The 23,771-nt window shown below is 65.9% G+C and carries 24 protein-coding genes and 1 tRNA gene; 16 read left to right on the top strand and 9 right to left on the bottom strand.

Annotation, left to right across the window (positions count from 1 at the left end):
- Positions 1–67: 67 nt before the first annotated feature.
- The 4 genes from ribH to arcS all read left to right on the top strand — a co-directional run bounded on the left by ribH (position 68) and on the right by arcS (position 4,512).
- Positions 68–484 (top strand): 6,7-dimethyl-8-ribityllumazine synthase, encoded by a 417-nt coding sequence (gene ribH, locus CHB65_RS02260; protein ID WP_089383406.1) that lies wholly within the window; start codon positions 68–70, stop codon positions 482–484.
- 19 nt (positions 485–503) lie between these two features.
- On the top strand, positions 504–1,658 hold the full coding sequence (locus CHB65_RS02255) for a pyridoxal phosphate-dependent aminotransferase (RefSeq protein ID WP_089383405.1): 1,155 nt from the start codon (positions 504–506) through the stop codon (positions 1,656–1,658).
- A gap of 176 nt (positions 1,659–1,834) precedes the next feature.
- Positions 1,835–2,425, top strand: a complete 591-nt coding sequence (locus tag CHB65_RS02250; RefSeq protein ID WP_089383404.1) for a flavin reductase family protein — start codon at positions 1,835–1,837, stop codon at positions 2,423–2,425.
- 296 nt (positions 2,426–2,721) lie between these two features.
- Entirely contained in the window at positions 2,722–4,512 is a 1,791-nt protein-coding gene (gene arcS / locus CHB65_RS02245; RefSeq protein WP_089383403.1) for an archaeosine synthase subunit alpha, read from the top strand.
- 45 nt (positions 4,513–4,557) lie between these two features.
- Here arcS and CHB65_RS02240 read toward each other — a convergent pair whose 3' ends face one another.
- The 4 genes from CHB65_RS02240 to CHB65_RS02225 form a co-directional block, all read right to left on the bottom strand.
- Positions 4,558–5,118, bottom strand: a complete 561-nt coding sequence (locus tag CHB65_RS02240; protein WP_089383402.1) for a helix-turn-helix domain-containing protein — start codon at positions 5,116–5,118, stop codon at positions 4,558–4,560.
- 540 nt (positions 5,119–5,658) lie between these two features.
- A complete protein-coding gene (locus CHB65_RS02235; protein ID WP_089383401.1) occupies positions 5,659–7,023 on the bottom strand; it encodes an LLM class flavin-dependent oxidoreductase in 1,365 nt (454 codons plus the stop codon).
- A gap of 278 nt (positions 7,024–7,301) precedes the next feature.
- Positions 7,302–7,715, bottom strand: coding sequence for a CBS domain-containing protein (locus tag CHB65_RS02230; protein WP_089383400.1), 414 nt, complete (start codon positions 7,713–7,715; stop codon positions 7,302–7,304).
- A gap of 103 nt (positions 7,716–7,818) precedes the next feature.
- Positions 7,819–8,775 carry a DUF5787 family protein gene (locus tag CHB65_RS02225; RefSeq protein WP_089383399.1) on the bottom strand — a complete coding sequence of 319 codons (957 nt, stop codon included), beginning with the start codon at positions 8,773–8,775 and terminating at the stop codon, positions 7,819–7,821.
- Between the two features lie 192 nt (positions 8,776–8,967).
- On the opposite strand from CHB65_RS02225, the gene CHB65_RS02220 reads away from it, so the two are divergent.
- The 6 genes from CHB65_RS02220 to CHB65_RS02195 all read left to right on the top strand — a co-directional run bounded on the left by CHB65_RS02220 (position 8,968) and on the right by CHB65_RS02195 (position 13,630).
- Entirely contained in the window at positions 8,968–9,738 is a 771-nt protein-coding gene (locus CHB65_RS02220) for a twin-arginine translocation signal domain-containing protein (protein ID WP_089383398.1), read from the top strand.
- 107 nt (positions 9,739–9,845) lie between these two features.
- A complete protein-coding gene (locus CHB65_RS02215) occupies positions 9,846–10,229 on the top strand; it encodes a hypothetical protein (protein ID WP_089383397.1) in 384 nt (127 codons plus the stop codon).
- Positions 10,226–10,936, top strand: coding sequence for an NUDIX hydrolase (locus tag CHB65_RS02210; RefSeq protein WP_089383396.1), 711 nt, complete (start codon positions 10,226–10,228; stop codon positions 10,934–10,936). The genes CHB65_RS02215 and CHB65_RS02210 overlap by 4 nt, the downstream gene beginning before the upstream one ends.
- Positions 10,933–12,024 (top strand): hypothetical protein, encoded by a 1,092-nt coding sequence (locus CHB65_RS02205; RefSeq protein ID WP_089383395.1) that lies wholly within the window; start codon positions 10,933–10,935, stop codon positions 12,022–12,024. Before CHB65_RS02210 ends, CHB65_RS02205 begins: the two co-directional genes overlap by 4 nt.
- A gap of 222 nt (positions 12,025–12,246) precedes the next feature.
- Positions 12,247–12,657 carry a hypothetical protein gene (locus CHB65_RS02200; protein ID WP_089383394.1) on the top strand — a complete coding sequence of 137 codons (411 nt, stop codon included), beginning with the start codon at positions 12,247–12,249 and terminating at the stop codon, positions 12,655–12,657.
- A gap of 142 nt (positions 12,658–12,799) precedes the next feature.
- Entirely contained in the window at positions 12,800–13,630 is an 831-nt protein-coding gene (locus CHB65_RS02195) for an NAD+ synthase (RefSeq protein ID WP_089383393.1), read from the top strand.
- A 45-nt stretch (positions 13,631–13,675) separates the two neighbouring features.
- On the opposite strand, the gene CHB65_RS02190 is transcribed toward CHB65_RS02195, so the two are convergent.
- On the bottom strand, positions 13,676–14,755 hold the full coding sequence (locus tag CHB65_RS02190) for an anthranilate phosphoribosyltransferase (RefSeq protein ID WP_089383392.1): 1,080 nt from the start codon (positions 14,753–14,755) through the stop codon (positions 13,676–13,678).
- Between the two features lie 343 nt (positions 14,756–15,098).
- Between CHB65_RS02190 and CHB65_RS17240 the strand changes: the two genes are divergently transcribed.
- The 4 genes from CHB65_RS17240 to CHB65_RS02175 all read left to right on the top strand — a co-directional run bounded on the left by CHB65_RS17240 (position 15,099) and on the right by CHB65_RS02175 (position 18,908).
- Positions 15,099–15,260, top strand: coding sequence for a DUF7317 family protein (locus CHB65_RS17240; protein ID WP_179213556.1), 162 nt, complete (start codon positions 15,099–15,101; stop codon positions 15,258–15,260).
- Positions 15,261–15,347: 87 nt separating this feature from the next.
- Positions 15,348–16,475 (top strand): siroheme decarboxylase subunit beta, encoded by a 1,128-nt coding sequence (gene ahbB / locus CHB65_RS02185; protein ID WP_089383391.1) that lies wholly within the window; start codon positions 15,348–15,350, stop codon positions 16,473–16,475.
- 96 nt (positions 16,476–16,571) lie between these two features.
- A complete protein-coding gene (locus CHB65_RS02180; protein WP_089383390.1) occupies positions 16,572–18,005 on the top strand; it encodes an MATE family efflux transporter in 1,434 nt (477 codons plus the stop codon).
- Between the two features lie 132 nt (positions 18,006–18,137).
- Entirely contained in the window at positions 18,138–18,908 is a 771-nt protein-coding gene (locus CHB65_RS02175; RefSeq protein WP_089383469.1) for an RlmE family RNA methyltransferase, read from the top strand.
- A 17-nt stretch (positions 18,909–18,925) separates the two neighbouring features.
- On the opposite strand, the gene nreA is transcribed toward CHB65_RS02175, so the two are convergent.
- Positions 18,926–20,248: a DNA repair protein NreA gene (gene nreA, locus CHB65_RS02170; RefSeq protein WP_089383389.1), complete on the bottom strand. Its 1,323-nt coding sequence runs from the start codon at positions 20,246–20,248 to the stop codon at positions 18,926–18,928.
- A 50-nt stretch (positions 20,249–20,298) separates the two neighbouring features.
- Positions 20,299–20,844, bottom strand: a complete 546-nt coding sequence (locus CHB65_RS02165; protein WP_089383388.1) for a hypothetical protein — start codon at positions 20,842–20,844, stop codon at positions 20,299–20,301.
- Positions 20,845–20,962: 118 nt separating this feature from the next.
- Here CHB65_RS02165 and CHB65_RS02160 point away from each other — a divergent pair.
- Positions 20,963–21,035: transfer RNA gene (locus CHB65_RS02160), tRNA-Arg, on the top strand.
- A 485-nt stretch (positions 21,036–21,520) separates the two neighbouring features.
- Here CHB65_RS02160 and CHB65_RS02155 read toward each other — a convergent pair.
- Positions 21,521–21,985: a pyridoxamine 5'-phosphate oxidase family protein gene (locus tag CHB65_RS02155; protein WP_089383387.1), complete on the bottom strand. Its 465-nt coding sequence runs from the start codon at positions 21,983–21,985 to the stop codon at positions 21,521–21,523.
- Between the two features lie 240 nt (positions 21,986–22,225).
- On the opposite strand from CHB65_RS02155, the gene CHB65_RS02150 reads away from it, so the two are divergent.
- Positions 22,226–22,828 (top strand): hypothetical protein, encoded by a 603-nt coding sequence (locus tag CHB65_RS02150; RefSeq protein WP_089383386.1) that lies wholly within the window; start codon positions 22,226–22,228, stop codon positions 22,826–22,828.
- A 348-nt stretch (positions 22,829–23,176) separates the two neighbouring features.
- Here the strand turns inward: CHB65_RS02150 and CHB65_RS02145 are convergent, their stop codons facing one another.
- The gene (locus CHB65_RS02145; RefSeq protein ID WP_089383385.1) at positions 23,177–23,557 is read right to left on the bottom strand and encodes a hypothetical protein; all 381 of its coding nucleotides are present in this window, start codon (positions 23,555–23,557) and stop codon (positions 23,177–23,179) included.
- Positions 23,558–23,771 lie beyond the last annotated feature (214 nt).

Below are 23,771 nucleotides of genomic sequence, written 5' to 3'. Positions count from 1 at the left end.
TGGGACTGCGGGGGATCCGTCGTCCCGGAACGGTAGACATTTGCCGTCGCCGACGCGAGCGATCCGTATGGTTACGCTGGGACTGGTCGTCGCACGGTTCAACGATTCCGTGACGGAGCCGATGGCCGAGGCCGCCCGTGAGGCGGCCGCGGCACGCGACGCCGTCATCGCCGACGAGATCGCGGTGCCGGGCGCGTACGATAGCCCGCTCGCGGCCGATCGCCTCGCACGCCGCGAGGGGGTCGACGCCGTCGCCGTCGTCGGCGCCATCGTCACGGGCGACACCGACCACGACCGCGTGATCGCCGAGGCGACCGCCGCCGCGTTGACCGACGTGAGCCTCGACCGCGACACCCCCGTCACCTTCGGCGTGAGCGGCCCGGGGATGTCCGGCGCCGAGGCGCGTGAGCGCGTCGAAAAGGGCGCGGAGGCGGTTCACGCCGCGATCGACCTCGCGGAGGAACTCGGTCCCGCGGACACCTGAACATACGGAACCACAGAGAATGAGCACCCCATACGACTACTCGGAACGGATCGGACGCGTAGAGCCCAGCGCGACGCTGGCGATATCGAACCTCGCGGCGGAGCGGAAGGCGGCGGGCGCCGACGTCATCGACCTCTCGGTCGGCGAGCCCGACTTCGACACGCCGGAGACCGTCGTCGAGGCGGGCAAGGCCGCCCTCGATGCCGGCCACACCGGCTACACCTCCTCGAACGGCATCCCCGAACTTCGGGAGGCCATCGCGGAGAAGCTTCGCGGCAACGGCATCGACGCGACCGCCGACGAGGTGATCGTCACCCCCGGCGGCAAGCAGGCGCTGTATGAGATATTCGGGACGCTCATCGACGACGGCGACGAGGTCGTCCTCTTGGACCCCGCGTGGGTCTCGTATGAGGCGATGGCCAAACTCGCCGGCGGGACGCTCTCGCGGGTCGACCTCGCCCCGCACGGCTTCCAGCTCGAGCCCGCCCTCGACGAGCTCGCCGAAGTCGTCTCCGACGACACCGAGCTGCTCGTGGTCAACTCGCCGTCGAACCCGACGGGGGCGGTCTTCTCGGAGGCCGCCTTGGAGGGCGTGCGCGACCTCGCGGTCGAACACGACTTCGCGGTCATCTCCGATGAGATCTATGAACGGATCACCTACGGCGTCGAGCCTACGTCGCTCGCGAGTCTCGACGGCATGGCCGACCGAACGATCACGATAAACGGCTTCTCGAAGGCCTTCTCGATGACCGGGTGGCGGCTCGGCTACCTCCACGCCACCGAGGAGTTCGTCGGCCAGGCCGGCAAACTGCACTCCCACTCCGTCTCGTGTGCGACGAACTTCGTCCAGCACGCCGGCGTCGAGGCGCTCGAAAACACCGACGACGAGGTCGAGGAGATGCGTGCCGCCTTCGAGGAGCGGCGGGACCTGCTCGTCGACCTCTTCGACGAACACGGCGTCGATGTCGACGTCGGCGACGGGGCTTTTTATATGATGTTGCCCGTCGACGACGACGATCAGGCGTGGTGTACGGCGGCCATCGAGGAGGCGGCCGTCGCCTGCGTGCCGGGGAGCGCGTTCAACGCCCCCGGCTACGCGCGGATCTCGTATGCGGCGAGCGAGAAGCGGCTGCGTGAGGCCGTCGATCGGCTGGTCTCCAACGATCTGTTATAAGTGCCCGATCGGTCGGTTTCGAACGACCCCTTATAAGCGCCCACTCGGCAGGTTTCGGACTGTTTTATAACCCGTCGCGTGCCCGTTTTTTGAGTATATAAACGGAACCGATCGGTCGACTCCGACGGGATCCCCAACACGCGTCGTTATCCCGCTGGCCGCAGAATGGGGTCGACATGCGACGATCGCTCTCGCTTGAACCGGGCCCTGACGTCGACGATCGGATCATCAAGACGGCCGTCGCGCCGCGCCCCATCGCGTGGGTCAGCACCGTAAGCGACGATGGGGTCGAGAACCTCGCCCCGTTCAGCTCCTACAACTACGTCTCCTCCTCGCCGCCCGTGCTCGTGTTCAACTGTAGCACGAAGCCGGACGGCGAGTTGAAGGATACGCCGCGGAACGCGCTCGACACCGGCGAGTTCGTCGTCAACGTCGTCACCGAGGACCTGATCGAGGCGATGGATCTCACCGCGACGACCCTCCCGGCGGACGAAAGCGAGTTCGACCACGCCGGGATCGAGCATGCACCCTCGGACGTCGTCACGCCCCCGCGGGTCGCCGCGGCCGCGGTCAGCATGGAGTGTACGCTGTACGACTCGCTGTCGGTCTACGATCGGACGATGGTCCTCGGGGAGGTGGTCCGGTACCACGTCGCCGAGGACGCGTTGACCGACGGGAAACTCGACAGTCGAAACCTTCCCGTCGTCGGCCGACTCGGCGGTCCATACTACACCACGGGCGAGCCGATCGCGTTCGAGCGGCGCTGAGTCGACTCCCGGCATCGTGATCGGATGCAACGGGTCCGGGGAGGCGATTTTGACGCGGCCGACCATCCGTGGGGCTCCTCCGCCGCGATCGCCGAACGGCTTCGCGAGGCCGTCGATCGTTGATCTCGAACGATCGCTTATCGGACTGAGGGGGCCGCGCCGGTCCGACGGCTCCGGGAGAGACATACACGGCACACGGGCGTCCCGAAGCCACCGTCGAACCATCGGCCGTGGTGCGGGCGAGACGCCCCACGGGAGAACACAAGAGAATTGACCGTCCCCGGGTGAGAGGGGATATGACCGAGTATTTCGAGGTTCACGAGCGCGACGGCGCGGCGCGGCTTGGCGAACTCCGCCTCGCCGACCCCGTGATGACGCCCGCGCTCGCGGATCCCTTCATCGAGGACGCCGGAAGCCTCTGGGCGGCCGAACGGGCGATCCCCGACGGCGACGGATCGGTACTCACCGTGCTCCCACACCGCGCCTTCCCGGCCGGCACCCGCAAGGAGGTCGCCGACTCGTTTCGGGTCGAACACCCCGACGTCGCGTTTCCCGTCGCCGCCGTGATCGACGTTGCGGGCGCTCGCGACGTCGGCGCGGACGCCTACGTCTTCGCGGACGCTGCGGGCTTTATCGGCCACGGCGAGGCGTTCCGCGACGCGATCGTGTCGGCCACCGGATCGTTGCCGGCGGACGCCGCCCGCGTGCTCTCCGGGGTCGCCACGCCGCGAAACGTCGCCACGCTCGCGTACGCCGGGATCGACCTGTTCGATGCGACCCGCGCGAGGGCGCTGGGGCTGCAGGGGCGGTATCTCACCGCCGATGCCGCCCACTTCCTTGAGGACCTGACCGAGTTGCCGTGTGCGTGTCCGGCCTGTGCGGGGCCGCGCTCGGCATTCACGCGCGCCGACTGCGCCGAGCACAACGTCAACGCCCTGCGGGCGGAGTTGGCCCGGGTTCGTGAGCGAATTCGCGCGGGACGGCTTCGCGATTACCTCGAAGGGCAGGTCCGACACGAGGGGTGGCTCACGGCGACGCTGCGGGAGTTCGACACCCAGTGGGGCTATCTGGAGGAGCGAACGCCCATCCTGCGCGAGGCGGAGATCACCGCCGCGAGCGCGGAGACGCTCGACCGCGTGGAGATCAAGCGGTTCGCCGATCGGGTGACGACGCGCTACCGCAACCGGTTTACCGATCAGCCGCTCGTGTTGGTTCCCTGTTCGGCGACGAAGCCCTACAGCGACTCCCAGAGCCACCGGCAGTTCCACGACGCGATCGCCTGGCGGGGCCACACCGTCTCGATGACCTCGCCGATCGGCGTCGTCCCGCAGGAGCTGGAGACGACCTATCCCGCACAACACTACGATACGGTCGTCACCGGCGACTGGTCCGAGGCGGAGGTCGGGTTCGTCTCGGAGGTTCTGCGACGATACCTGCTCCGCAACGACGGCTATTCGCGGGTGATCGCCCACGTCCCCACGGAGGGCTACCGTGAGATATGTGAACGCGTCGAGGCCGATCCCGAGGTCGAGGTTCCCTTCGAGTACACCTGCGTCGACCACCCGACGACCGACGAGTCGCTCGCGGCGTTGGCGGCGGCGTTGGAGGGCGAACCGGCCTACAGCAAGCGCGAGCGCGAGCACAACACCGTCCGGGCCATCGCCGACTACCTCATCGGCGACGCCGCCGGCGACGACCTGTTCGGGTCGATCCGGACGACGGGACGGTACCCCAAACTCCAGGTCCGTACCGACGATCCGGACGCCGGCCGCGACGGCGAGCCGGGCGCACAGCTCGCGACGATGGTTCCGCAGTACGGGACGCTCTCGTTCACGCTCGCGGGCGCGAGGCGGTGGGTCGAAAGCGACGCGCCGACGAAACGGGTCACGATCGACCCGTTCGTTCCACGTGGATCGGTGCTCGCGCCGGGGATCACCGATGCGGATCCGACGATCCGCGTCGGCGACGAGGTCGTGATAGAGGGCCCGAAGGCGTTCGCGGTTGGCCGTGCCGAGATGAGCGGCCCGGAGATGGCCGCCTCGACCCGCGGCGTCGCGGTCGAGGTGCGCCACGTCGAGGAACGGTAGCCGCGATCTATTACAAAAGCGGCGCCACCCTGGTTCTTTTTAGTCCTACTCGTCGACGAGCTCGACGTCGAGGCGCTCCTCGATCGCCCGGACGACGGAGCCGCCGACGCCGGCGCGTGCGGCGCGACCCTGTTCGACGGCGAGCAGGTCGTCCTCGCTTATGTCGAGTTCCGACGCGAGCTCCTCGACGGTGAGGCCCGCGTCCTGTCGAGCGGCGACCGCCCGATCGTCGTATCCCGAGACGAGGTAGGGAAGCCGGTCCTTTTCGTAGTTGGTTCCCTCCTCCTCCCAGTGGGTCGAATCGCCCGTCGCGGCGTCGTACACCCGGGCCTGTTTCCGGGCGACCTCCTTGCGTCGGCTGGTCGATCCGTGACCCGAACTGCCGGCGGAGCCGCCCGAGGATCCGCCGCCGCCTCCGCCGCCTCCACCGTGCCCGCCCCCGCCACGACCCTTGCGCGCGTCGTCGTGGGGGCGACAGTTCGAACAGACGAGCAGCCGCGCGCCGGCGACGTTCGCCTGTTTGAGGTTCGACGATTCCCCCCCACACAGCTCACAGGCACCGCCGCCGCCGTCGCCGCCGCCTCCGCCCGTCGAGTATTTGGCCATACTCCCCCTTACGGCGGCGGCTTTTTAACTGTAATGAGGCGGTGAATCCCTTCCTCACGGAGCGAACGGCGAAAGCCGTGAGCGAGTAGGGAGGGGTCGTTCGGAAGATGCGTGGCGGGCCGTTTTTCATTCGGGCGAGCGTAGCGACGGCCGGCCGATGACGATCCACCGCTCCGAGCCGCCTCGGCACCGGCGATGACGAGCCCTATGAGTGCCGAGGCCAGCGGTTTTTCTCCGATCGCATCGACGACTGCCGTTCCGCGGAAGCGGCCGAGTCATGAGGCCGTTGTCTTGTGACGAACGTATCCGGGTTCCGGTCGCCGATGGTCCGCGTCGTCGTGGTTGAACCGTACACACGGCTCGCGACCAGGACCGACTGGGTGATCCCGGCAAAGATCACCTCCCGTTTGCGGTGAGGAACGACTGGCCCTTGGTGACGTTCGACGACGACTTCCCCCGCCTGTCGAGGGATCGGGACTCGACCACGCTGGTATCATCTCCGCTCAGCAGTCGGGACGAGACATCGGTGAGTAACCGGACCTATCGTCTGGCCGGATGATCGTCGCGGAGCCGCGCCCGTCCCTCCCCGAGGAGGCGCTCGCGAAGGGTGGATCCCACGGTAGGTTCGTCAGCCGGCGGGACGAGCCCCCGCTCACGGAGTTCGGGGACGACGAGGTCGACGAAGTCCCGGAGGGAGTTCGGACGGACGACCTCTTTTATATTGAAGCCGTGGACGCCGACCTCCTCGTGCCAGTACTGGAGCTCGTCCGCGACGTCCTCGGGCGTCCCGACGATCGTCGGGGAGGTCGTTCCCAGCCCGCAGAACTGTGCGACCTCCCGTACCGTCCAGTCGCGGTCGGGCTGGGAGGTCGTGAACGCGTTCATCGTCCCCTGGATCGCGTCCGTCTCGATGTGTTCGACGCGCTGGTCCGGATCGAGCGTGGAGAGATCCATGTCGAGAAAGCCCGACAACAGCGCGAGCGTCGCCTCGACGTCGACGTGCTCGGTGTAGCGTTCGTGTTTCGCCTGCGCGGCCGCCTCCGTCTCCCCGACGATGGGAACGACGCCGATGAAAAAGCGGAGGCTCTCGGGGTCGCGTCCGTGGTCCGCTGCGCGCGATTTCACGTCCCGCATATACTCGCGAACGCCCTCCTCGGTCGGCTGGCTGGCGAAGACCGCCTCGGCGTTCGCGGCGGCGAACTCCCGGCCCCGATCCGAGGAGCCCGCCTGATAGATCACCGGCGTCCGCTGCGGCGAGGGTTCACAACCGTGTGGGCCCGGCACGGAGAAGTGCTCGCCCTCATGGTCGATCGAGTGGACCTTCGCGGGGTCGGTATATCGTCGTGCACTCCGATCACGTTTGACCGCATCGTCCTCCCAGGAGTCCTCCCAGAGCGCATAACAGACGTCGAGGAACTCGTCAGCGCGGTCGTACCGGGTCTCCTTGTCCATCCGCTCCTCCAACCCGAGATTCGCCGCCGCCGACTCCAGATAGGAGGTGACGACGTTGATCGCGATCCGGCCGTCGGTGAGGTGATCCAGCGTGGAGAACTCGCGAGCGAGCTGGTACGGATGGGTATACGTTGTCGATCGCGTCACGGCGAATCCGAGATCGTCGGTGACCTCGGCCATCGCCGGAACGACGAGTTGCGGGTCGTTCGCGGGTGTCTGGACCGCCCGCTCAACGGCGGTATCACGGTCGTCACCGTAGACGTCGTAGATCCCCCTGACGTCGGCGAAGAAGACCGCGTCGAAGCCGCCGCGCTCGGCGGTTCGGGCGACCTCCGTCCAGTAGTCGCGATCCGTGTAGCGGACGGACTGATCGCCCGGATACGTCCATGAACCCGGCGAGACGTGCTCGACCGAGTTCATCGTGAAGAGGTTCAGATGCAGCCGTTCGGACATGCCGATCCGTATGGGATCACGCGGTAAGACCCCACAGATAGTGGCGGGTGTTGTGGCTACCACCCTCCAGGCCGCCGATCCCGTCCGCGACGTCGGCAAGGTTCACGCCTTGCCGGCCGGATCGGCGGCTTCGGCGGGATCAGATCGAGTGCTCCCGTCGGCGGGGTCAGACGGACGCGCTTACGTCGGCGGGGTCAGACGGACGCGCTCACGTCGGCGGGGTCAGACGGACGCGCTTACGTCGGCGGGGTCAGACGGACGCGCTCACGTCGGCGGGGTCAGACGGACGCGCTCACGTCCGCCGTCGAGACGTACGCAGCCAGATCGGAGGTCGTGATGATCCCGATGGCGGTGCCGTCCTCGTCGACGACGGGCATGTGGTGGAATCCCCGTTCGACCATCCGGGTGGCGACCGTCGAGACGGACGCCTGTGCATCCGTCGTCACGAGGTCGGTGCTCATGTACCGTTCGACGGTCGTCTGGGCTTTCGGCTGGCTCTTGGCGACGATCTCGACGAAGTCCGTCGTCGTCAAGATCCCGACGAGCTGGTCCGCCTCGTCGACGACGAGCACGGAGCTGATGTCGTTATCGAGCAGGACACCCGCGGCGTCCTCCACGAGGGTGTCCGGGGTCACCGTGTGAATATCGGTCGTCATCAGCCGTGCGACGAAGATGTCGTCGATGTCGTCCATAAGCGACTGATGCCGCGCTCGCGGCATAAGAATTGCCGTGGAGCGGGAAGCGACCCGTTCGACCCACCCGGGACCGCCCTCGGATCGACGGCCGGCCGATCGGTCACCCGAACCGGGAGAGCCCCGCCTGTCGTCGCGGCCCGCCATCCGTCGGCTCAGCCACCCACGCCGACCGTTCCGCACGGAGCCGGTCGCGGTCACAACTCGGGGGATCGGCGGGCTCGTAGGCCGGACAGGCCTCGCCACAGTCCCGGCCGGGATCGACGACGCGGTCGAAGTAGGTACAGACGGGTCGTCCGTCGGCCGTCGCCCCGCCGTGCGTACAACCCGGTAGTGCCGGTCGCCATCCCTTCCCGTACGCCCGCTCGGCGATCCGTCGTCGTCGTCGGGCCTTCGCCTCGGGATCGACGGGCACGATGTCGGTTCGTGCGGCTTGCTCGGACAGGATCTCGACGCCGGAGGCATCCGGGGTCAGCGGCGTCGGCTCGCGGATCACCTCCCGCTCGCCCGACTCCGGGTCGAACCGCCAGACGCCGACGGCGTCCGGGATCCGGTTGAGGTGGGCCCGCGTGACGTACGAGGCCGTCGCGAGGACGACCGAATCAAAGAGGCCGAGCGCGACGTCATACCGGAGCTGGGCACGGAGGTCGCCCGGCGTTCCGAGGTCGGGTTTGTTCTCGATGGCGGTGAGCGAGCCGACCCAGTCGTCCGGGTAGCGGGCGGTCGCCCGAACGACGGGCCGTCCGTCACGGCGCTCACGCTCGAAATAGCCCGCCTCGACGGCCGCGTCCGCGACGGCGTGGGCACGTTCCGGCGGTAGATCGAAGGCCTCGGCGATCGGGACCGCTGACCCAGGCCCGACGGGGGCCTCGATGGCCGTCACGGGGATCCGTCGCGGCGTGATCGCGGCGCGGTCCGCAAAGCCCGGTCCGGGATCGAGGAGACAGACGTCGACGATCCGCCCGCCCGGACGGGCCACACCCGCGCCGAGCTGTCTGGCGACGATCCGGTCCGGCGATTCGAGCGCCGCACACAGCGCCATCTCGAACCGGAACTCCATGCGGATCGGGACGGCCGCCGGCGAGTAAAAGCCGTCGGCGTGTTCGGACCGCCGGCGCGTGAAGGCCGTCGGCGTGTTCGGACCGCCGGCGAGTGGAGGTGCCATGCGCCACGACCGTCTCACAGCCGGTGTGGCCGTCCACCCGGACGGATCGCCGATATGTTCATGACCCTGAAGTTCCCGAGAACGGATATGGATCGACGTCGGTTTCTCGCTGCGGCCGCCGGGAGCGGCGTGGCGACTGCCGTCGCGGGCTGTCTGGCGAGCGCCTCGCCGAGCCCGCCGGACGTCCCGGAGGACCGGCTTGAATCCGACGGCTGGGGGCTCGTCGAGGAGGAAAAAGCGGAGGCGTTCAGCGAGTCGATCGCCGGTGCGGAGTTGACCGCGACGGCGACGACGAGGACCTACGAGAACGAACCGCTTCGCTCGGAGTTGGCCGAAAAGACCCTCGGGGAGGTGACCGATGCCCCCGTCTCGTTTTTCGCCAGCCGCATTACCTTCGATCCGGATCTGACCGACCTTCCGGGTGGCGTCGGCGGCGGCCAGATCCTCGATGAAGTCGAGACCAACGTTCGAGCGACGCTTGAAGCGCAGATGGCCGCACACGGCGTGGAGGAGATCGAGAAGGTGGGGACGGACACGCTGACCGTCGACGCCGGGATGGAGGCCCGTCAAACCGACCTCGAGGGGGTCGTCCCCTTCGAGCCGGTTTCGTTTCCCGCCGCGGACGGTGCCCCGGTGGCGATCGAGATGGATGACATCGTCGTCGTCGGACGGATGGCCGTCTGGCGGGTCGACGGCAGCGTCCTTGTTGGCGGCGGTGCGTTTCCGGCCGAAAACGTCGAGACGAGCGTCGAGGAGGACCTCTCCTCGGCGATCTCGGTCGCCATCGATGTCGATCTCGGGCTCGAACCGGACCGCTATGCGGAGGACCTCTTCGATCTCATCCGTGCTATCGAGTAGGCATCGATCGTCGGTGTCCGTCTCGGCGTGACCCGAACGAGCCACACTGCCGTCCGTTGTTGGATCGGTTCGAAACCGGTATTCGGCGTCGGCACGTATCTCCGTCCATGCGCCGGGTCACCCGGAATCTCCTCATTGCCATCGCGCTGGTCATCGTCGCGCTGCTCGCGTTGGGCGCGCTCCCGAGTTATCTCGGGACGGGCGACCCGTATTATCTCACGGTCGATGCGATCGAAACGGACGAGGAAGCCGTCGACGTCAACGACGTCTCCGAACGCCGGTATCCCTATCTGACGAGCGCGCTCGCGAGCGATGACGGCCGATCGGAGGGCTACCAGATGGGTCCGTTCGGGCTCAAGGAGTGGTTCACACACACCCCGTTCGATGAGGTCGACTCGCTGACACACACCCTCTCGGCGGCCGAGACCGACGAGGGGGTCCGCGTCGAGTACGACGGACGGATCTACCACGTGCGGATCGTCCAACCATGACCGGCGAGTCCGATCCCACGCCGGCCGGTGGCGACGATGACGGATCGCCGGTCGGTAACGACGATGACGGATCGCCGGTCGGTAACGACGGTGACGAACCGCCCCTCGCCGTCGATCCCGCGGCGGATCTCCGCGACCTGCCCGCCTTTTCCGACGGCCGTCTCCATTCGCTCCCAGGCGAGCCGGAGTGGCCCGTCGAGGAGGTCGCCGTCGAGTACGACTCCGGCTGGTTCGTCGGCGGCTACGATCGCGTCGAACAGCCCGACGGTCGACTGAAAAACTACTACTGGGCGGAGCTGCCGCCGGCGACCGTCGTGATCGCGATCGCGGACGGACACGTCCTCTTCGTCGAGCAGTACCGCCCGGCGACACGGCAGACGAGCCTCGAACTGCCCGCAGGGATCGTCGAACCCGGCGAGTCGTACACGGAGGCCGGTGCCCGCGAACTCGCCGAGGAGACCGGCTTTGCACCCGACTCGACGACCCTGCTGCAGGAGGTCTGGTGCACGACCGGTCTGCTCAGACACGCACGCGGGTACGTCCTCGCCGAGGGGCTCGAACCCGTGGAGGCGGAGGCCGACTCCAACGAGTTCCTCGTCCCCCGGACCGTCCCGGTCGAGGAGGCGATCGCGGTCGCCCGGGAGCCGCCGACGAACGACGCGACGCTCGAAGGACTTCTCCTCGCGGCGTACGACGGTGCATTGTGACCGCAGGGAGTCGAGACCGACCCGTCGCAATCGGCGTATGGACGGCGATCGGCTGTCTGCTCCTTTCGCTCGCCGCGATCACGCTCGTCGCGGTCGGCATCGCCGGCACGGTCGAACACGCGCCGCTTCCCGTCACCCTCGGGCTCGTCGGTGGGCTGTTCGCGGTCCTCGTAGCTATCGTCGCGGAGTGGCGGTTCCTCCGGACGCTCGTCATCCGTGCGCGGTGGGAGCACTCCTCCACGCGGCCGAGTCGCGAGCGTCCCGATCAGCTCATCGGCCGGCTCGCTGATCGACCGGGGGCGCGGGAGGATGGAGCGATCGCGGTCGCGATCGTCGCCGGCGCGATCGTCACCTATGGACTCGCCGTGGAGGGCGAGGTATCCGTCGTTCTCGGGGCTTCCCTCGTCGGCGTCGGTGCGGGACTCCTGTTCCCGCACCGCGCGGTCCCGGCCTACTGTGGCGCGTTCGTTGGCATGACCTCACCGGCCGTCCTCGGAAGCTACGCGTCGACGGCCGCTGCGGCGGTCGCCGCCTCGATGCTCTTTCTCGTCGCCCGGCCCGTCTATCAGGGCGTCGGTGGAAAGCTCGGGACGACCGCGTTCGTCGGCGTCGTCTCCATCACATTGCTCGCGTCGTCCGAGACGCCGACGACGATGATACCCGACCCGACCACGGCGGCGATGGCGCTCGCGGTCGGCGGCCTCGCTGCGGCCGCGACGTTCCTCCTGCACGTTCGGCTCACCGGTGACACCGTGCTTGCTTCCGGGCTGGTCGGTGTCGCAGCCGCGATCGGCCTTCCGTTCTTGCCGGTCGGCGACGGCGCGTTCCTCGCCGCGACCGCGTTCGGCGCGTCCTTCGCAGGAATGACCGATACGGGACGGATCTCCCACACCCGATGGGTCGCGGTCGCCGGGCTGCTCGTGGGAGTCCTCGTCGTCGCGACCGCGCCGTTCCTCGCGGGAACCGGCGGCAAGCTCGGAACGATCGCCTTCGCCGCCTCGCTCGCGGTTCACGCCACCTTGCGGACGAGCGAACGGACACGTCGCGACCTCCTTCGCGAGGTCAGGTACCGCCGCGATACCACCTGAACGCCGTCGAGTGTTCCCGCCACATCGGGCGGATCGGCTCCACACGACGGCGGGTCTATTAGTGATCGGCTATCACTCCACCTGTATGAACCGAATCCCGATCGGAATCGCCCGCGGTATCGTCGATGCGATCGGTCCGGCCCACCAGTCCCTCGTCGCTGGGGGCGGTCGCCCGACGAGGTCGACACAGCTGCGGAGGCCGACACACCTGCGGAGGGCACCATGACCGCTCTCGGACTCGGCGGGGCCGTTCTCGCGGGCGTGCTGGCGATCCTGCTCCTCGCGAGCGTGGTCGCGATCGGCTACGTGCTCAACCGCGATGCCGCCGCACGCGGCATGGGCGGCCTCGCTCGAACGTTTCTCACGGCGGCCGCGATCTTCGTCCCGTTCCTCGTCGTTCCGGTCTATGCCGTCTTCACCCGCTGGATCGGAGCCCGGAGAAAGCCGGCGTCACGGACCGAACTCCTGCTCGCGTGGGGGGCGCTCACCGTGGTCGTCGCCGTGATCGCCGGAACGATCCTCTCGCCGCCCGATCCGGTCTCCCAACTGCTTTACGTGGGCGGGTTCGCGGTCGTCTTCGGGCTCGTCGGGCTCGTTCCGTTGATCCGGCGCGGCGTGTTCGAAGACGAATAAGGGACGGTCGATCCACACATGAGCCGTCCGGAACGCGCCGATTATTTCCTATCCGTTTTCTTTTCCGTATAAAATCGGATATACGACCACCGATATCCGACGAACGACGAGCTATTAGTCGACCGAGCCCCACTTCACCTCCATGAGCCAGACGTCGACGGAGACCGTACTGCTGTCGGACGACCCGCCGCTCGACCTTCGACTGTCCGAGGACGAACTCGAAACGACCCGTGAAGGGATCGTCTCGTTCATCGCCGAGACGGTCGACGGGGCGGGGGCTGACGGTGCTGTCCTCGGCCTCTCCGGCGGGATCGACTCGACGCTCACCGCGTATCTCGCGGTCGAGGCGCTCGGCCCGGAGGGGCTTCACGGGATCACGATGCCATCCGAAGTCAACGACCCGGACGTGATGAGCGACGCCGAGCGCGTCGCCGAGGCCCTCGGGATCGAGTACGACGTGGTCGAGATCCAGCCGATCGCGGACGCATTTTTCGAGGCGCTTCCCGAGGCGGCCGAGAGCCGAATGGCGAAGGGGAACGTTTTCGTCCGGACGCGGGCGGTCTGTAACTACTTCGTCGCCAACGCGGAGAACCGGGTCGTCCTCGGCACCGGCAACCGTGCGGAGGCGATGACGGGCTATTTCACCAAATACGGTGACCAGGCGGTCGACTGCAACCCGATCGGAAACCTCTACAAGATGCAGGTTCGCCAGCTGGCCGCCCACGTCGGCGTCCCGTACGACCTCGTCATGCAGGAGCCGACCGCGGGGATGTGGAGCGGACAAACCGACGCCGAGGAGATGGGGCTCGATTACGACACCGTCGATGCGATCCTCGCCGTTCACGTCGACGGCGGCCTCTCACGGTCGGCGATCGTCCGGGAACTTGACGTCCCGAAGGCGGCCGTCGACCGCGTCGTGGAACTCTACGAACGGAGCGCCCACAAACGGTCGATGCCGCCGGCTCCCGAGTGAGCGAACGCCCGGCTTTTAAAAGGTGGGTCGCCGGTCCGGGCGCTCTCAGAACGCCCGGAGGTCCTCAAGTACGGCCGCGGCCGACCCGTCGTCGATGGCCTCGCATGCGAGCGTCAGCCCCTCGTCGATCGAGTCGGCATCCTCGCCGGCGTAGATCCGCAACGCGGCGTTGAGCGCCACGGCGTCCGCGAAGTCACCCTCCCGCTCCCCCGAGAGCACCGCCTCGGTGATCGTTGCGGAGTCGACGGCGACGTCTTCCACTTCGAGGTCCTCGCTTTCGAGGTCCATGCCGTACTCGGCGGTCTCGATCTCGAAGTCATCGAAGGTCGGCTCGCCGTCGCCGCCGTCGGCGTCCCACTCGGCGACCTTGGTGTAGCCGGGTCGCACGTCGTCATAGCCCTCCATCCCCTGGAACATGAGAACGCGGTCGAGGTCGTGGAACTCGCTCGCGACGAACGTGTCGGTCACCTTCTTCGCGAACGCGAGGTGATAAAAGGAGCCGAGGTGCGTCGACGCGCCTGCGGGATTGGCGATCGTCTCGATCGTGTTCACGAACGTCCGAACGCCCATCATGTCGCGGCGCTCGAACAGGTCGTCGATCGCGGGGTTGAACGCGGGCTGGTAATAAAAGCCGAAGCCGGTCTCATCGACCATCGCGGCGGAGTCGCGCGGCGTCAGCTCGGTGGCGACGCCGAGCTCGTCGAGGACGTGTTTATACGCGTCCTGCTTCTGGGTCGGCACGCGATCGCCGGAGTGGACGACGATCGGCGTGCCGGCGGCGGCCGCGACGCAGCCGGCGGCGACGCCGAGGATCGCGGTTCGGCCCTTCCCGTCGTAGTTGGCCCCGCAGTCGACGGGGTCACAGTCCGGTTCGGCGTACTCCACGCGCTCACACATCACGTCGGTATAGGCGCCGAGTTCCTCGGGGGTGTTCCGCTTCCAGCGGTTCGCGAGCCAGAACGCCCCGAGGGTGGTGTGGTCGGGCTCGCCCGCGAGGATCCGCTCGAACGCCTCGGTCGCCTGTGCGCGCGTCAAGTCGTCCGCGGACTTATGTCCCGATCCGCAGACCTCGGTCATCAGCCGCTTGAGGGGCCACTCGCCGAACTCCTGGGTCGCCTGAGCCATGTCCGCGAATTCGGGGGCGCAACCCAAAAGCCTCCCGTTCGTCTCCCAACGCGTGGGAAACCGCGGTGGGACACGCGGCGACGGCCGTCGATATCCCTCGCTCCGGCCGACTGCGGGATCACCGGTGAGCCGGCGGCGCGCGGCGAACTCACCGAAGGTGGATGGATCGGTGGTTCACGCCCCCGTAGTGTGTCACTCAGGCACATATATGAATTTTACAAACGCGCACTCATACGCGTTTGTGATGCAGAATACATGACGCTCGATCCGTTTTCGAGCTACGTACGAACGCTAAAACCCGATAGAATTATAAATACCTGCAGTATATGTGTGGTTGAACACGATGACGACCCACTCCGTGGCAAGCGCGCTGACGCTCTACCGGTCCGGAACGCTCACGATCGAGGCGGCCGCGATGGTCGCCGGCTGCTCCCCGGAACAGCTCCATGCGAGTGCCCGGCCCTTCGAACCGACCACCGGGACCGCGAGCGGATCGACCGACTGAACCGCCAGCCAGCGCGTCCGGCCCCCGGACCCGGATGCTCCCTTTCCCATCGAAACCCGTAGATAGCCACGACCCCTTACTCGACCAATGAGCGTGGAGGCCGACTGGCGGGCGGGGATCGACGCCGTCGACGCCGTCCTGATCGACGAGTACCAGAGCGGATTTCCGGTGGAGCCGAACCCGTTTGAGCGTGTCGCCCGCGAAATCGTGGCGACGCTCTCCGAGGGATCGTCAGATGGAGCGGTGGATGACGCGCCGATCGACGGCGACGTGACCAGCCTCGGATCGCTCGACGGCGACGCGGTCCTCGAACGCGTCCGCACCCTTCGCGAGCAGGGGGTGTTCCGCCGGTTTGGCGCGGTGTTGAACCCACCCGTTATCGGCTCCTCGACGCTCGCGGCGGTGCAGGCACCCGAGGACCGCTTCGAGGAGGTCGCCGAGGTAATAAACGGCTATCGGCAGGTGAACCACAACTATCGCCGCGATCACGAGTGGAACCAGTGGTTCGTTGTCACTGCGGGCTCCAGAGAGCGGCGTGACGCGATCCTCGCGGAGATCGAGGAGCGAACCGGATGTACGGTGTTGAACCTCCCGATGCTCACCGACTACTACATCGACCTCGAGTTCCCCGTGGTCAACGACGACCGGTTCGCCCGCGAGTCGGTCGAGTCGACGACGGTTTCCGCGACCCGCATCTCCGAGGAGGCTCGCGGAAACCTCACGCCCTTGGAGGCGGCCCTGCTCATCGAGATCCAGGACGGCTTCCCGCTCACGGCGACCCCCTACGCGGATATCGCCGACGCCATCGACGCCGACCTCGACGAGACGCTCGCGGCGGTGGACCGGCTCCTCGCGGACGGCTGTATCAAGCGGATCGGCTGTGTCGTCAACCACGTCGTCACGGGCTTCCGGAACAACTGCATGGTCGTCTGGAACGTCCCCGACGACGAGCTCGACGCACGCGGCGAGTCGGTGGGGAGCCTCCCGTACGTCACGCTGTGTTATCACCGACCGCGCAGACCCGAACAGGAGTGGGAATACAACCTGTTCACCATGATCCACGGCCGGGAGGCCGAGGCCGTCGACGCGAAGATCGACGAGCTTGCGGCCGAGTATCTCCCCTTCCAGCACGAGCGGCTCTACTCGACGGAGACGTTGAAACAGACGGGCGCACGTTACGACGAACTCGTCGCCGACGCCGAGGACGACGCCTGACGATCGATTTCCCGGCCCGCTCGCCCGTCTGACCCATCACCGGCAACCGGGCCGGCTGTCGCCAAAGGCAAGTGTACGCCCGCGGAAGGGATGACAATGCCGAGTCCCCGTGCGGATCCGCTCGCCGCGCTCTCGCGTCTCCTCGATCGGCTGGGGATCATCGGCGCAGATCGGTTCCGACCGACCTTCGATCTCGCGTGGCCGCGGATCGTCACCGGCCTCGCGATCATGTCGAAACAGACCGCCGACCTCGCGATGGTCGGGATCGCGGTCGGGACGGCCGGAACCGCGGGGCTCGCGTTCGCGCTCGGCTACTGGAGCATCGTCGTGCTCCTCGGTTTGGGGCTTGCGGGCGGAACCGTAAGCCTCGTCGCGCAGAACTACGGGGCCGACCGGGAGGACCGTGCCGCGCTCGTCGTCACCCAGAGCGTTCTCGTCGCGGTCGGCGTCTCGATCCCGGTCATGCTCGTCTTCGTCTTTTTCACCCCCGAGCTGATCGGCGTGTTGGGCGCGGGTCCGGACGCACTCCGGTACGGGACGCTCTACCTGCTTTTCGTGACGCCTGCGGTTCTCTTCGAGCTGTTGAACCTCATCGCCAGCCGGACCTACACCGCCGTCGGCGACACCTTCACCGAGATGGTTATCCGGGCCGCGGGCGCGCTCCTCAACGTCGTCCTCAGCGCGCTGTTCATCTTCGGATTCGGGATGGGCGTCGCCGGGGCGGCACTCGGGACGACCGTCTCGACCGGCGTGGTGATGGTCGTCCTCGCGTGGGGCATGCTCGGGCGCTCATATGGCGGATTGGGGATGGAGCCGAGCCCCGTTCCGATCACCCGGGCGACCGCGTCCGTCGAGTGGAGCGTCATCACCCGACTTCTGGAGGTGTCCGCCCCGGAGATCGGCCGTCGGCTCGCCGGGGGGCTCGTCATCTTTCCGCTGCTCTGGATCGCCGCCTCGTTCGGGCCGGTCGTCGTGACCGCCCTCGAGGTCGCCCGGCGCGTCAGGTCGATGATAAACAGCATCAACTGGGGGATGTCGCTGGCGTCGAGTTCGCTCGTCGGCCGCCATCTCGGTGCCGACGAGGAGGCCGAAGCGGCGGCGTACGGCGCGGGGATCATTCGCTTGGCGATGGTCACGTACCTCGTCGTCGCCGGCGGCGTGATCCTGCTTGCCTCCCCCATCGCCTCCATCTTCGTGTCCGGGGGCGAGGAGCTGGCCGTCACGACGACGTTCGTCGCCGTGGCCGCGATCAGCGCCGTCGGCCTCGGACTCGACGGCACCTCCACCGGGGCGCTCGTCGGCGCCGGCGACACCCGCTGGCCGTTCGTCGCCTCGCTGGTCGGGCGTTACCTGTTCGCGTTACCCGCCGCGCTGATCGGGCTCGTCACCCCGCTCGGCGTCGCCGGGCTCTATCTCGCGCTCGTCTTAGAGTCGTTCGTCCCCGGCGGGATCAACTACGGGCTGTTCCGCTCGGGCCGCTGGAAGGCGGTGAGCAGGCGATACCGTGCGGAGGCCGACGCGGGCGATTGAGTCCCGGCCATGCCCCCTCACAAGTCCCAGCGACATCCGATGTCGCTTTCCGAGTGGAACGTCTTCGGAGCCCATGGAGACGAATTCGTCCACGGTCGCCCTGCGGTCCGGCACCCCGTCGGTGAGCCGCGCATGACTCGACGCGACGACTACTACAACCGCTCGAAACAGGAGGGCTATCGGAGCCGCGCCGCATACAAGTTGAAACAGATCGACGAGGAGGCCGGGCTGTTTTCGCCCGGCGACACCGTCGTCGACCTCGGGGCCGCCCCGGGCGGCTGGCTGCAGGTCGCCGCGGAGGCCGTCGGCGAAACCGGGACCGTCGTCGGCGTCGATCTCCAGCGGATCGACGACCTCGACGACCACGACGTGGTCACGCTCCGCGGCGACATGACTCAGGAGCGAACCCGCCACTACCTCCGGGAAGCCGTCGGCGACGACGGCGCGGATGTCGTCGTCTCCGATATGGCGCCGAACATGACCGGCGAGTACTCGCTGGATCACGCCCGGTCGGTCCATCTGGCCCGACAGGCGTTCGACGTCGCCGAGGAGTTGCTCGGGCCCGGCGGCGACTTCGTCGTGAAGGTCTTTCAGGGCGAGGATCTGGACGACTTCCGTCGTGACGTCGAGCCGTCGTTCGAGTACGTCCGAACGATGTCGCCGCCGGCCTCCCGCGATTCGTCGTCCGAGGTCTACCTCGTCGGGAAGGGTCGGCTCACGGCACCCGTCTCTGCGGGCGACCGGGTCGACGTCGAGATCGAGGAGGTCGGCGAGGAGGGCGACGGGATCGCCTACCTCGACGGCTACACGCTGTTCGTTCCCGACACGGCGGTCGGCGAGACGGTCACCGTCGTGATCGAGGATCTGAAGCCGCGCTTCGGCTTCGCGAAACGCGTCGAGTGACCCTCTGACGCGGACGCTCAGTCCTCGTCGCTGAAATCACCGAGCGTCGACTGTAAGCCGGCCGCGAGCGTCGACTTCCGGCGCAGGCGTGCGAGCGAGATGGGGAGGTATGACGCGACGCCACGGAGCGCCTCCCCGACGGTCTCCGCGGTGCCGTGTTCGCCCTCGAAGGCGTTTCTGACCGCCTCGCGAACCCCCCAGACACCAACGGGACCCCAGTAGTCGTCGGAGACATGTCGGCAGACGAGGGCTTTCGCCTGCCGATCCCGGCCGTGGAGGTGTTCGAGGACGCCGAGCCGCGCGGCGTAGTACGCGCCCGCGGTCTCCTCGACGTAGCCGGTCCGCCCGTCCCGCCCCTCACTTGCGGCCGCGAGGTAGATCCCGGCGTCGGGATCGGGGTTCCACACCGAGCCCGGGGCCTTCATTTCGACCAACTCGAACTCCCAGTAACCGGGGACGAGGATGACCCAAAATGCGTTGCCGAGGTACTCGTTTCGGTGGACTTCCACGGCGTCGATGGTGGGGGCGTCCCGAACCGTTCCCCGAAGGTACTGGCCGATGGTGTCGTCGACGGCGGTGATCGACCAGCGCGTCGGGACGAGCCGCCGGTTCGCTCCCCGCCCCAACGCGCCGGCCGAGAGGATGGAGTTGATGTCGTAGACGTCGAACCCGCGCCGGTAGAGGTAGGTCATCGCCCCCTGTGCGCGCCAGTCGTCGTCCTCCAGGGTCTTTTTTACCGGCCGTGGAACGTACGGGTTCTCGCCGAGTGCCGCGGTCCGGGCCGTCGCCCGTGGGCCGGTCGGCGTCTTGATGTCGTCGAGGCCGACCTCGAGGTCGAGGTTCGGCCGGCCGTCGAGACCGATCTCGACGTCGACCGGCCGATCGGCGATCGCGACCTCGCGCTGGACGCCCAGCCAGCCCTCCCAGACGTCCTCGACGGAGCCGCCCAGCCTCGCGTTCCCGGTCGATGCCGTCGCCGTCCCCGAAACGCCCGTCACGTCGACGCCCTTCGTCGAGTTGAGGAGGCTCGTCCGCCGGTCGAAGACGTCCGTAATGGACACCCCCTCGTCGTACCACGCCGCTGAGGTCGCGAAGCGTTCGGCGTCGGCCTCCCGTCCGACTGGCGAAAGCAGGCCGGTGGAGACGGTTGGATAGTTCGCACGACCGACGAAGATGGAGGGCGAGACGCTGCCGACGATGGCGTCCTCGGAGACGTGTTCCTCGAAGCGTCGCTCGAAGGAGTCGAGATGGTCGAGGATCCCGTAGTCCTTCTCGCGGGCGAGTCGCCGGCGCTCGGCGCGCTCGTTCGTCTCGAATTCGAGGAACTCGTCGAGCCGCATGGAAGGGGCTTGGAGGGGGAGAGGATAAAAGCGCTCGGCGTCGTGCGGGGCTACCCCCCGCTGAAAGCGGCTGGATCCGCCGAGAGCGACTCCGTCGCCGCCGTTTTCCGCCCGGTCGCGTCGTCGTGCACGATCGTGATCTCCGCGGGAAGGTCCCCCCCGAACGCCACGTCTACCTCGTAGCCGACCTCGGTGAGCGCGAGCGTGCAGAGCTGATCCGGGGCGGCATCGGAGACGGCGATCACGACCAACTGCAGTTCGTCGCCTTCGACCGTCGCCGTCTCGACCGCGGGGACGTGACAGCCAGTCGCTCCCGTCACGGTTCCGTCGATGTGTAGCTCGTCGGCGTCGACGGCGACGTCGACCGCGCCGGGTGCCATCTCCGGTGCGGTTTTTCCGAGGTCGATCGTCAGGTCATCATCGATGCCGTGGTTGTCGATGTCGCGGTCCTCGACGTCGCTGCTCCCGTCGGCGGCGTCGTCGACTGCGTCGATACCGCTGCCGTCCCCCGCGTCGGACCCATCCGGCTGCTCGCCGCGTGCCGTACAGCCGGCGAGTGCGACCGCCGTTCCGGCAAGCAGGGTCCGTCGATTCATAGGGTCCGGATGTCACGCGTCGATATAGCCGTGTCGCGTGCGATCCCGCATGCGATCACCGGACACGGGACGGCCGGACCGTAACCGTCTTAAGTACTTCCCGGATAGTTGAAGTTGAGTCCTGGTAGGGTAGTGGACTATCCTCTTGGCTTGCGGAGCCAGGGACCGGAGTTCAAATCTCCGTCAGGACGTTTTCACGAAGCAACTCCGCGAGCGAAGCGAGCGGTCTGCGAAGTGAAAACGTCCGGGAGATTTGAGCAGGCAAGTCGCAGCCCGGAACGGCGCGAAGCGCCGCACGCCCGGACCGTCTTGACGAGTTCAAATCTCCGTCAGGACGTTCATTCCTCGCGGCTGCTGCATTCTGCAGCAGCCGCTTCGTCATTCACGTCCTGACTTGCTCCACGCTCGCTGGCGCTCGCGTGGAACTCCGTCAGGACGCTTTTCCAACACTATATTGACGAGCGAAACGAGTCATCAGTGTTGAAAAAACGTCCGGGAGATCTGCGCAGACACGTCGCAGCCGGGAACGGCGCGAAGCCCGTGCAGCGTTGTCGATTTATCTACTTCGAAATCTGATTTATATACCGGCGGGCTTGTTTGGCTCTGCCGAAATACTCCAGAACTGACACGAGAATCGTGCTGCATACAGGGCGCATATGCAGCAACGCGGTTCGGGTCAGACGTCAGTGGCTTCTGCGACTCCGGTAAGTTCGTCTGTGCGCAGGCGCACAAGCGTAAACAGCAGTTCAGACGGGGCCTCGAAAACATGGTAGAACGGGATATGCAGTTCATATTCAGCATCGCTGTATTCTCGATCAGGTGGCGTCACTTGGTCCACGTTCTCGACGGTACTCCGGTGTTCAAGTTCACCGCTTGCGACGACGCTTTTCCATCCCGATTCTGTTTCGGCAGCGACAACGAAGGTCGCCCGTTCGGTCGTTTCGATATACGCCCGCTTCCGGCTTTCAACACCGTAACTGAGTCGAAAATAGAAATCCTCGGTCTCTGGTGCGAATGTAAACCCAACGGGAATAGCATACGAATCATTTTCATCCGCCAGCGCGAGTGTCCCCGTCGATTGATTCTCAAGGAACGTTTTGATTGCTGCCTCATCAAGAGTCCCGGAAATATGTTGATTCATAGGAGTAACTTGAAGTAAAACTGAATAAACCTACTGGGCTTCAGTACATCAAGAAACGGTGAACGGATACTCTGTACTGGCTCTGTTGAAATCCTCAATCGGAGACATGTTTCTGTTATCGTGCTGCATATAGAGCGCGAGTCTTGCATTAGATATAAGTTGGATTGCTAGATGTTCTGTAATCTAACTAATAATAGATGTTTAGTAAAAATTACATTGATCTAGTGTGATTGAGTCAATATGTTTGAAGACCCAAGGCGGTACGATGATTTAGAATACTTAGAAGCAGCCAACGCTTTAGAGCAGGAATATCCAGAGGTTGCCCGTGGTCTCCGTATTATGCTCAGTGAAGCCGAGAGATCTGCTCCCAATGAGTCAGAACTTAACGAAGACACACGTCAGTTACTTCTTGTAATCAGAGAACTCGATATGGCGATGTTACCAGCTGATTGGGCTGCAAGAATACAGCGAGAGTTCGACGAGGTTTCTTCTCAGTATCCGGAACTTACAGAACCAGAGCACGTGGAAACGTGTCTTGAAACGCTCGTGACTCGCCGATTCATCGGGAAGGGATATGACGAGGACGCGGAACAGCAGGATAAATGGTATGGACCCATCCGAAAAATTATATCTGGAGGACACATCACATTCAATACAAAAAAAACTGATGTTCCTTACCATACTACATCAAGCCGAATCAGGCCGGGAGATAAGTGGACGCCGGATTTAATCAAGAAAGCATCGAATAAGACCGGCATGCACGCAGCGGACCTTACAATGGAGATCGGCAATATGGATGCAACGACACAATTGTACATTCCACTCCTAGAAAACAAAGAGTGAAATTCAGTTTCTGTCCCCAAATCCACATCCGAATCTCAATATCGACTCTCTATCTGACCAATTAGATCTCTAAAAGTGCTTGTTACGGACTTGTTCCTGACCACATGGCGTGAATGGGCTTTTGCGGCCTGAAGCCTCGGATTGAGAGCCTGTGGTGGTAAAGAGTAGCGACAATCACTGTAGGTCTCCACTTGATTAAATATTAACTAACAAATACTTCTATGGAGAGAGTGCTGAATTCACCCTCTGTATCCTGCACAAGAACCGAAAACTGTCACCGATTGAGAAATTCAACAGCGCATCTTTGTTTATAAATGCAGCTCCCAAATCCGTTGACCGACCACGACCTCACGTCACCCGATCGAGGACGTAGTAGATCCCGATCAGGATCGCGATCAACACGAGTCCCAGCGCCGAGATGAAGGCGGCGACCTGGGGGAACACCATCCAGAACGCGATATAAAACGAGAACGCGAACGCGAACAGGATGAGGATGAACACGCCCCGCATCGGGTTCTGGAGGGCGGCGACGAACACCCGCTGTGGCAGCGAGAGGTCCGAGAAGTCGATATCCTCGGAGGGCCTGAAGCGGTCGTCATCGGGGGTCTCCGACGCCACCCGATCGGTCGGCCGGTCCGCCTCGCCCGCGTCGGTCGCGGCGTTGACACTCGCGGTGCGTCGCGTGGGATCGCCGTGCGCCGTCGCGTCGGCGTCAGCGTCGTCTGTCACGGTACATTCCTATGTGATGGACCGTTCTGTACCTGTCGCTTTCTGGATCACACCGGGGACGCTGGAGCCGATGAGGCGTCAGCATGGCGGGTCCTGAACGGTCGGATATCAACCCGCCCCGGCGGGATCGCTTATAACCCGGCTCGATTCGTCCCGTTCGCTCCGCCGAACGTGCTCGCACCGTCAGCCTCCCCCTCCCCAGCCGCCAACCGAC

The sequence above is a fragment of the Halorubrum vacuolatum genome (assembly GCF_900188065.1).
GTDB classification, from domain to species: Archaea; Halobacteriota; Halobacteria; order Halobacteriales; family Haloferacaceae; genus Halorubrum; species Halorubrum vacuolatum.
The sequence above is the reverse complement of the archived record's forward strand: the minus strand, read 5'-3'. Positions and strand labels throughout refer to the sequence as shown.

Excerpts from the sequence above, each read along its gene's own strand:
- ribH (WP_089383406.1), top strand. The coding sequence starts at position 68 with ATGGTTACGCTGGGACTGGTCGTCGCACGGTTCAACGATTCCGTGACG.
- CHB65_RS02255 (WP_089383405.1), top strand. The coding sequence starts at position 504 with ATGAGCACCCCATACGACTACTCGGAACGGATCGGACGCGTAGAGCCC.
- CHB65_RS02250 (WP_089383404.1), top strand. The coding sequence starts at position 1,835 with ATGCGACGATCGCTCTCGCTTGAACCGGGCCCTGACGTCGACGATCGG.
- arcS (WP_089383403.1), top strand. The coding sequence starts at position 2,722 with ATGACCGAGTATTTCGAGGTTCACGAGCGCGACGGCGCGGCGCGGCTT.
- CHB65_RS02240 (WP_089383402.1), bottom strand. The coding sequence starts at position 5,118 with ATGGCCAAATACTCGACGGGCGGAGGCGGCGGCGACGGCGGCGGCGGT.
- CHB65_RS02235 (WP_089383401.1), bottom strand. The coding sequence starts at position 7,023 with ATGTCCGAACGGCTGCATCTGAACCTCTTCACGATGAACTCGGTCGAG.
- CHB65_RS02230 (WP_089383400.1), bottom strand. The coding sequence starts at position 7,715 with ATGGACGACATCGACGACATCTTCGTCGCACGGCTGATGACGACCGAT.
- CHB65_RS02225 (WP_089383399.1), bottom strand. The coding sequence starts at position 8,775 with ATGGAGTTCCGGTTCGAGATGGCGCTGTGTGCGGCGCTCGAATCGCCG.
- CHB65_RS02220 (WP_089383398.1), top strand. The coding sequence starts at position 8,968 with ATGGATCGACGTCGGTTTCTCGCTGCGGCCGCCGGGAGCGGCGTGGCG.
- CHB65_RS02215 (WP_089383397.1), top strand. The coding sequence starts at position 9,846 with ATGCGCCGGGTCACCCGGAATCTCCTCATTGCCATCGCGCTGGTCATC.
- CHB65_RS02210 (WP_089383396.1), top strand. The coding sequence starts at position 10,226 with ATGACCGGCGAGTCCGATCCCACGCCGGCCGGTGGCGACGATGACGGA.
- CHB65_RS02200 (WP_089383394.1), top strand. The coding sequence starts at position 12,247 with ATGACCGCTCTCGGACTCGGCGGGGCCGTTCTCGCGGGCGTGCTGGCG.
- CHB65_RS02195 (WP_089383393.1), top strand. The coding sequence starts at position 12,800 with ATGAGCCAGACGTCGACGGAGACCGTACTGCTGTCGGACGACCCGCCG.
- CHB65_RS02190 (WP_089383392.1), bottom strand. The coding sequence starts at position 14,755 with ATGGCTCAGGCGACCCAGGAGTTCGGCGAGTGGCCCCTCAAGCGGCTG.
- CHB65_RS17240 (WP_179213556.1), top strand. The coding sequence starts at position 15,099 with ATGACGACCCACTCCGTGGCAAGCGCGCTGACGCTCTACCGGTCCGGA.
- ahbB (WP_089383391.1), top strand. The coding sequence starts at position 15,348 with ATGAGCGTGGAGGCCGACTGGCGGGCGGGGATCGACGCCGTCGACGCC.
- CHB65_RS02180 (WP_089383390.1), top strand. The coding sequence starts at position 16,572 with ATGCCGAGTCCCCGTGCGGATCCGCTCGCCGCGCTCTCGCGTCTCCTC.
- CHB65_RS02175 (WP_089383469.1), top strand. The coding sequence starts at position 18,138 with ATGACTCGACGCGACGACTACTACAACCGCTCGAAACAGGAGGGCTAT.
- nreA (WP_089383389.1), bottom strand. The coding sequence starts at position 20,248 with ATGCGGCTCGACGAGTTCCTCGAATTCGAGACGAACGAGCGCGCCGAG.
- CHB65_RS02165 (WP_089383388.1), bottom strand. The coding sequence starts at position 20,844 with ATGAATCGACGGACCCTGCTTGCCGGAACGGCGGTCGCACTCGCCGGC.
- CHB65_RS02155 (WP_089383387.1), bottom strand. The coding sequence starts at position 21,985 with ATGAATCAACATATTTCCGGGACTCTTGATGAGGCAGCAATCAAAACG.
- CHB65_RS02150 (WP_089383386.1), top strand. The coding sequence starts at position 22,226 with ATGTTTGAAGACCCAAGGCGGTACGATGATTTAGAATACTTAGAAGCA.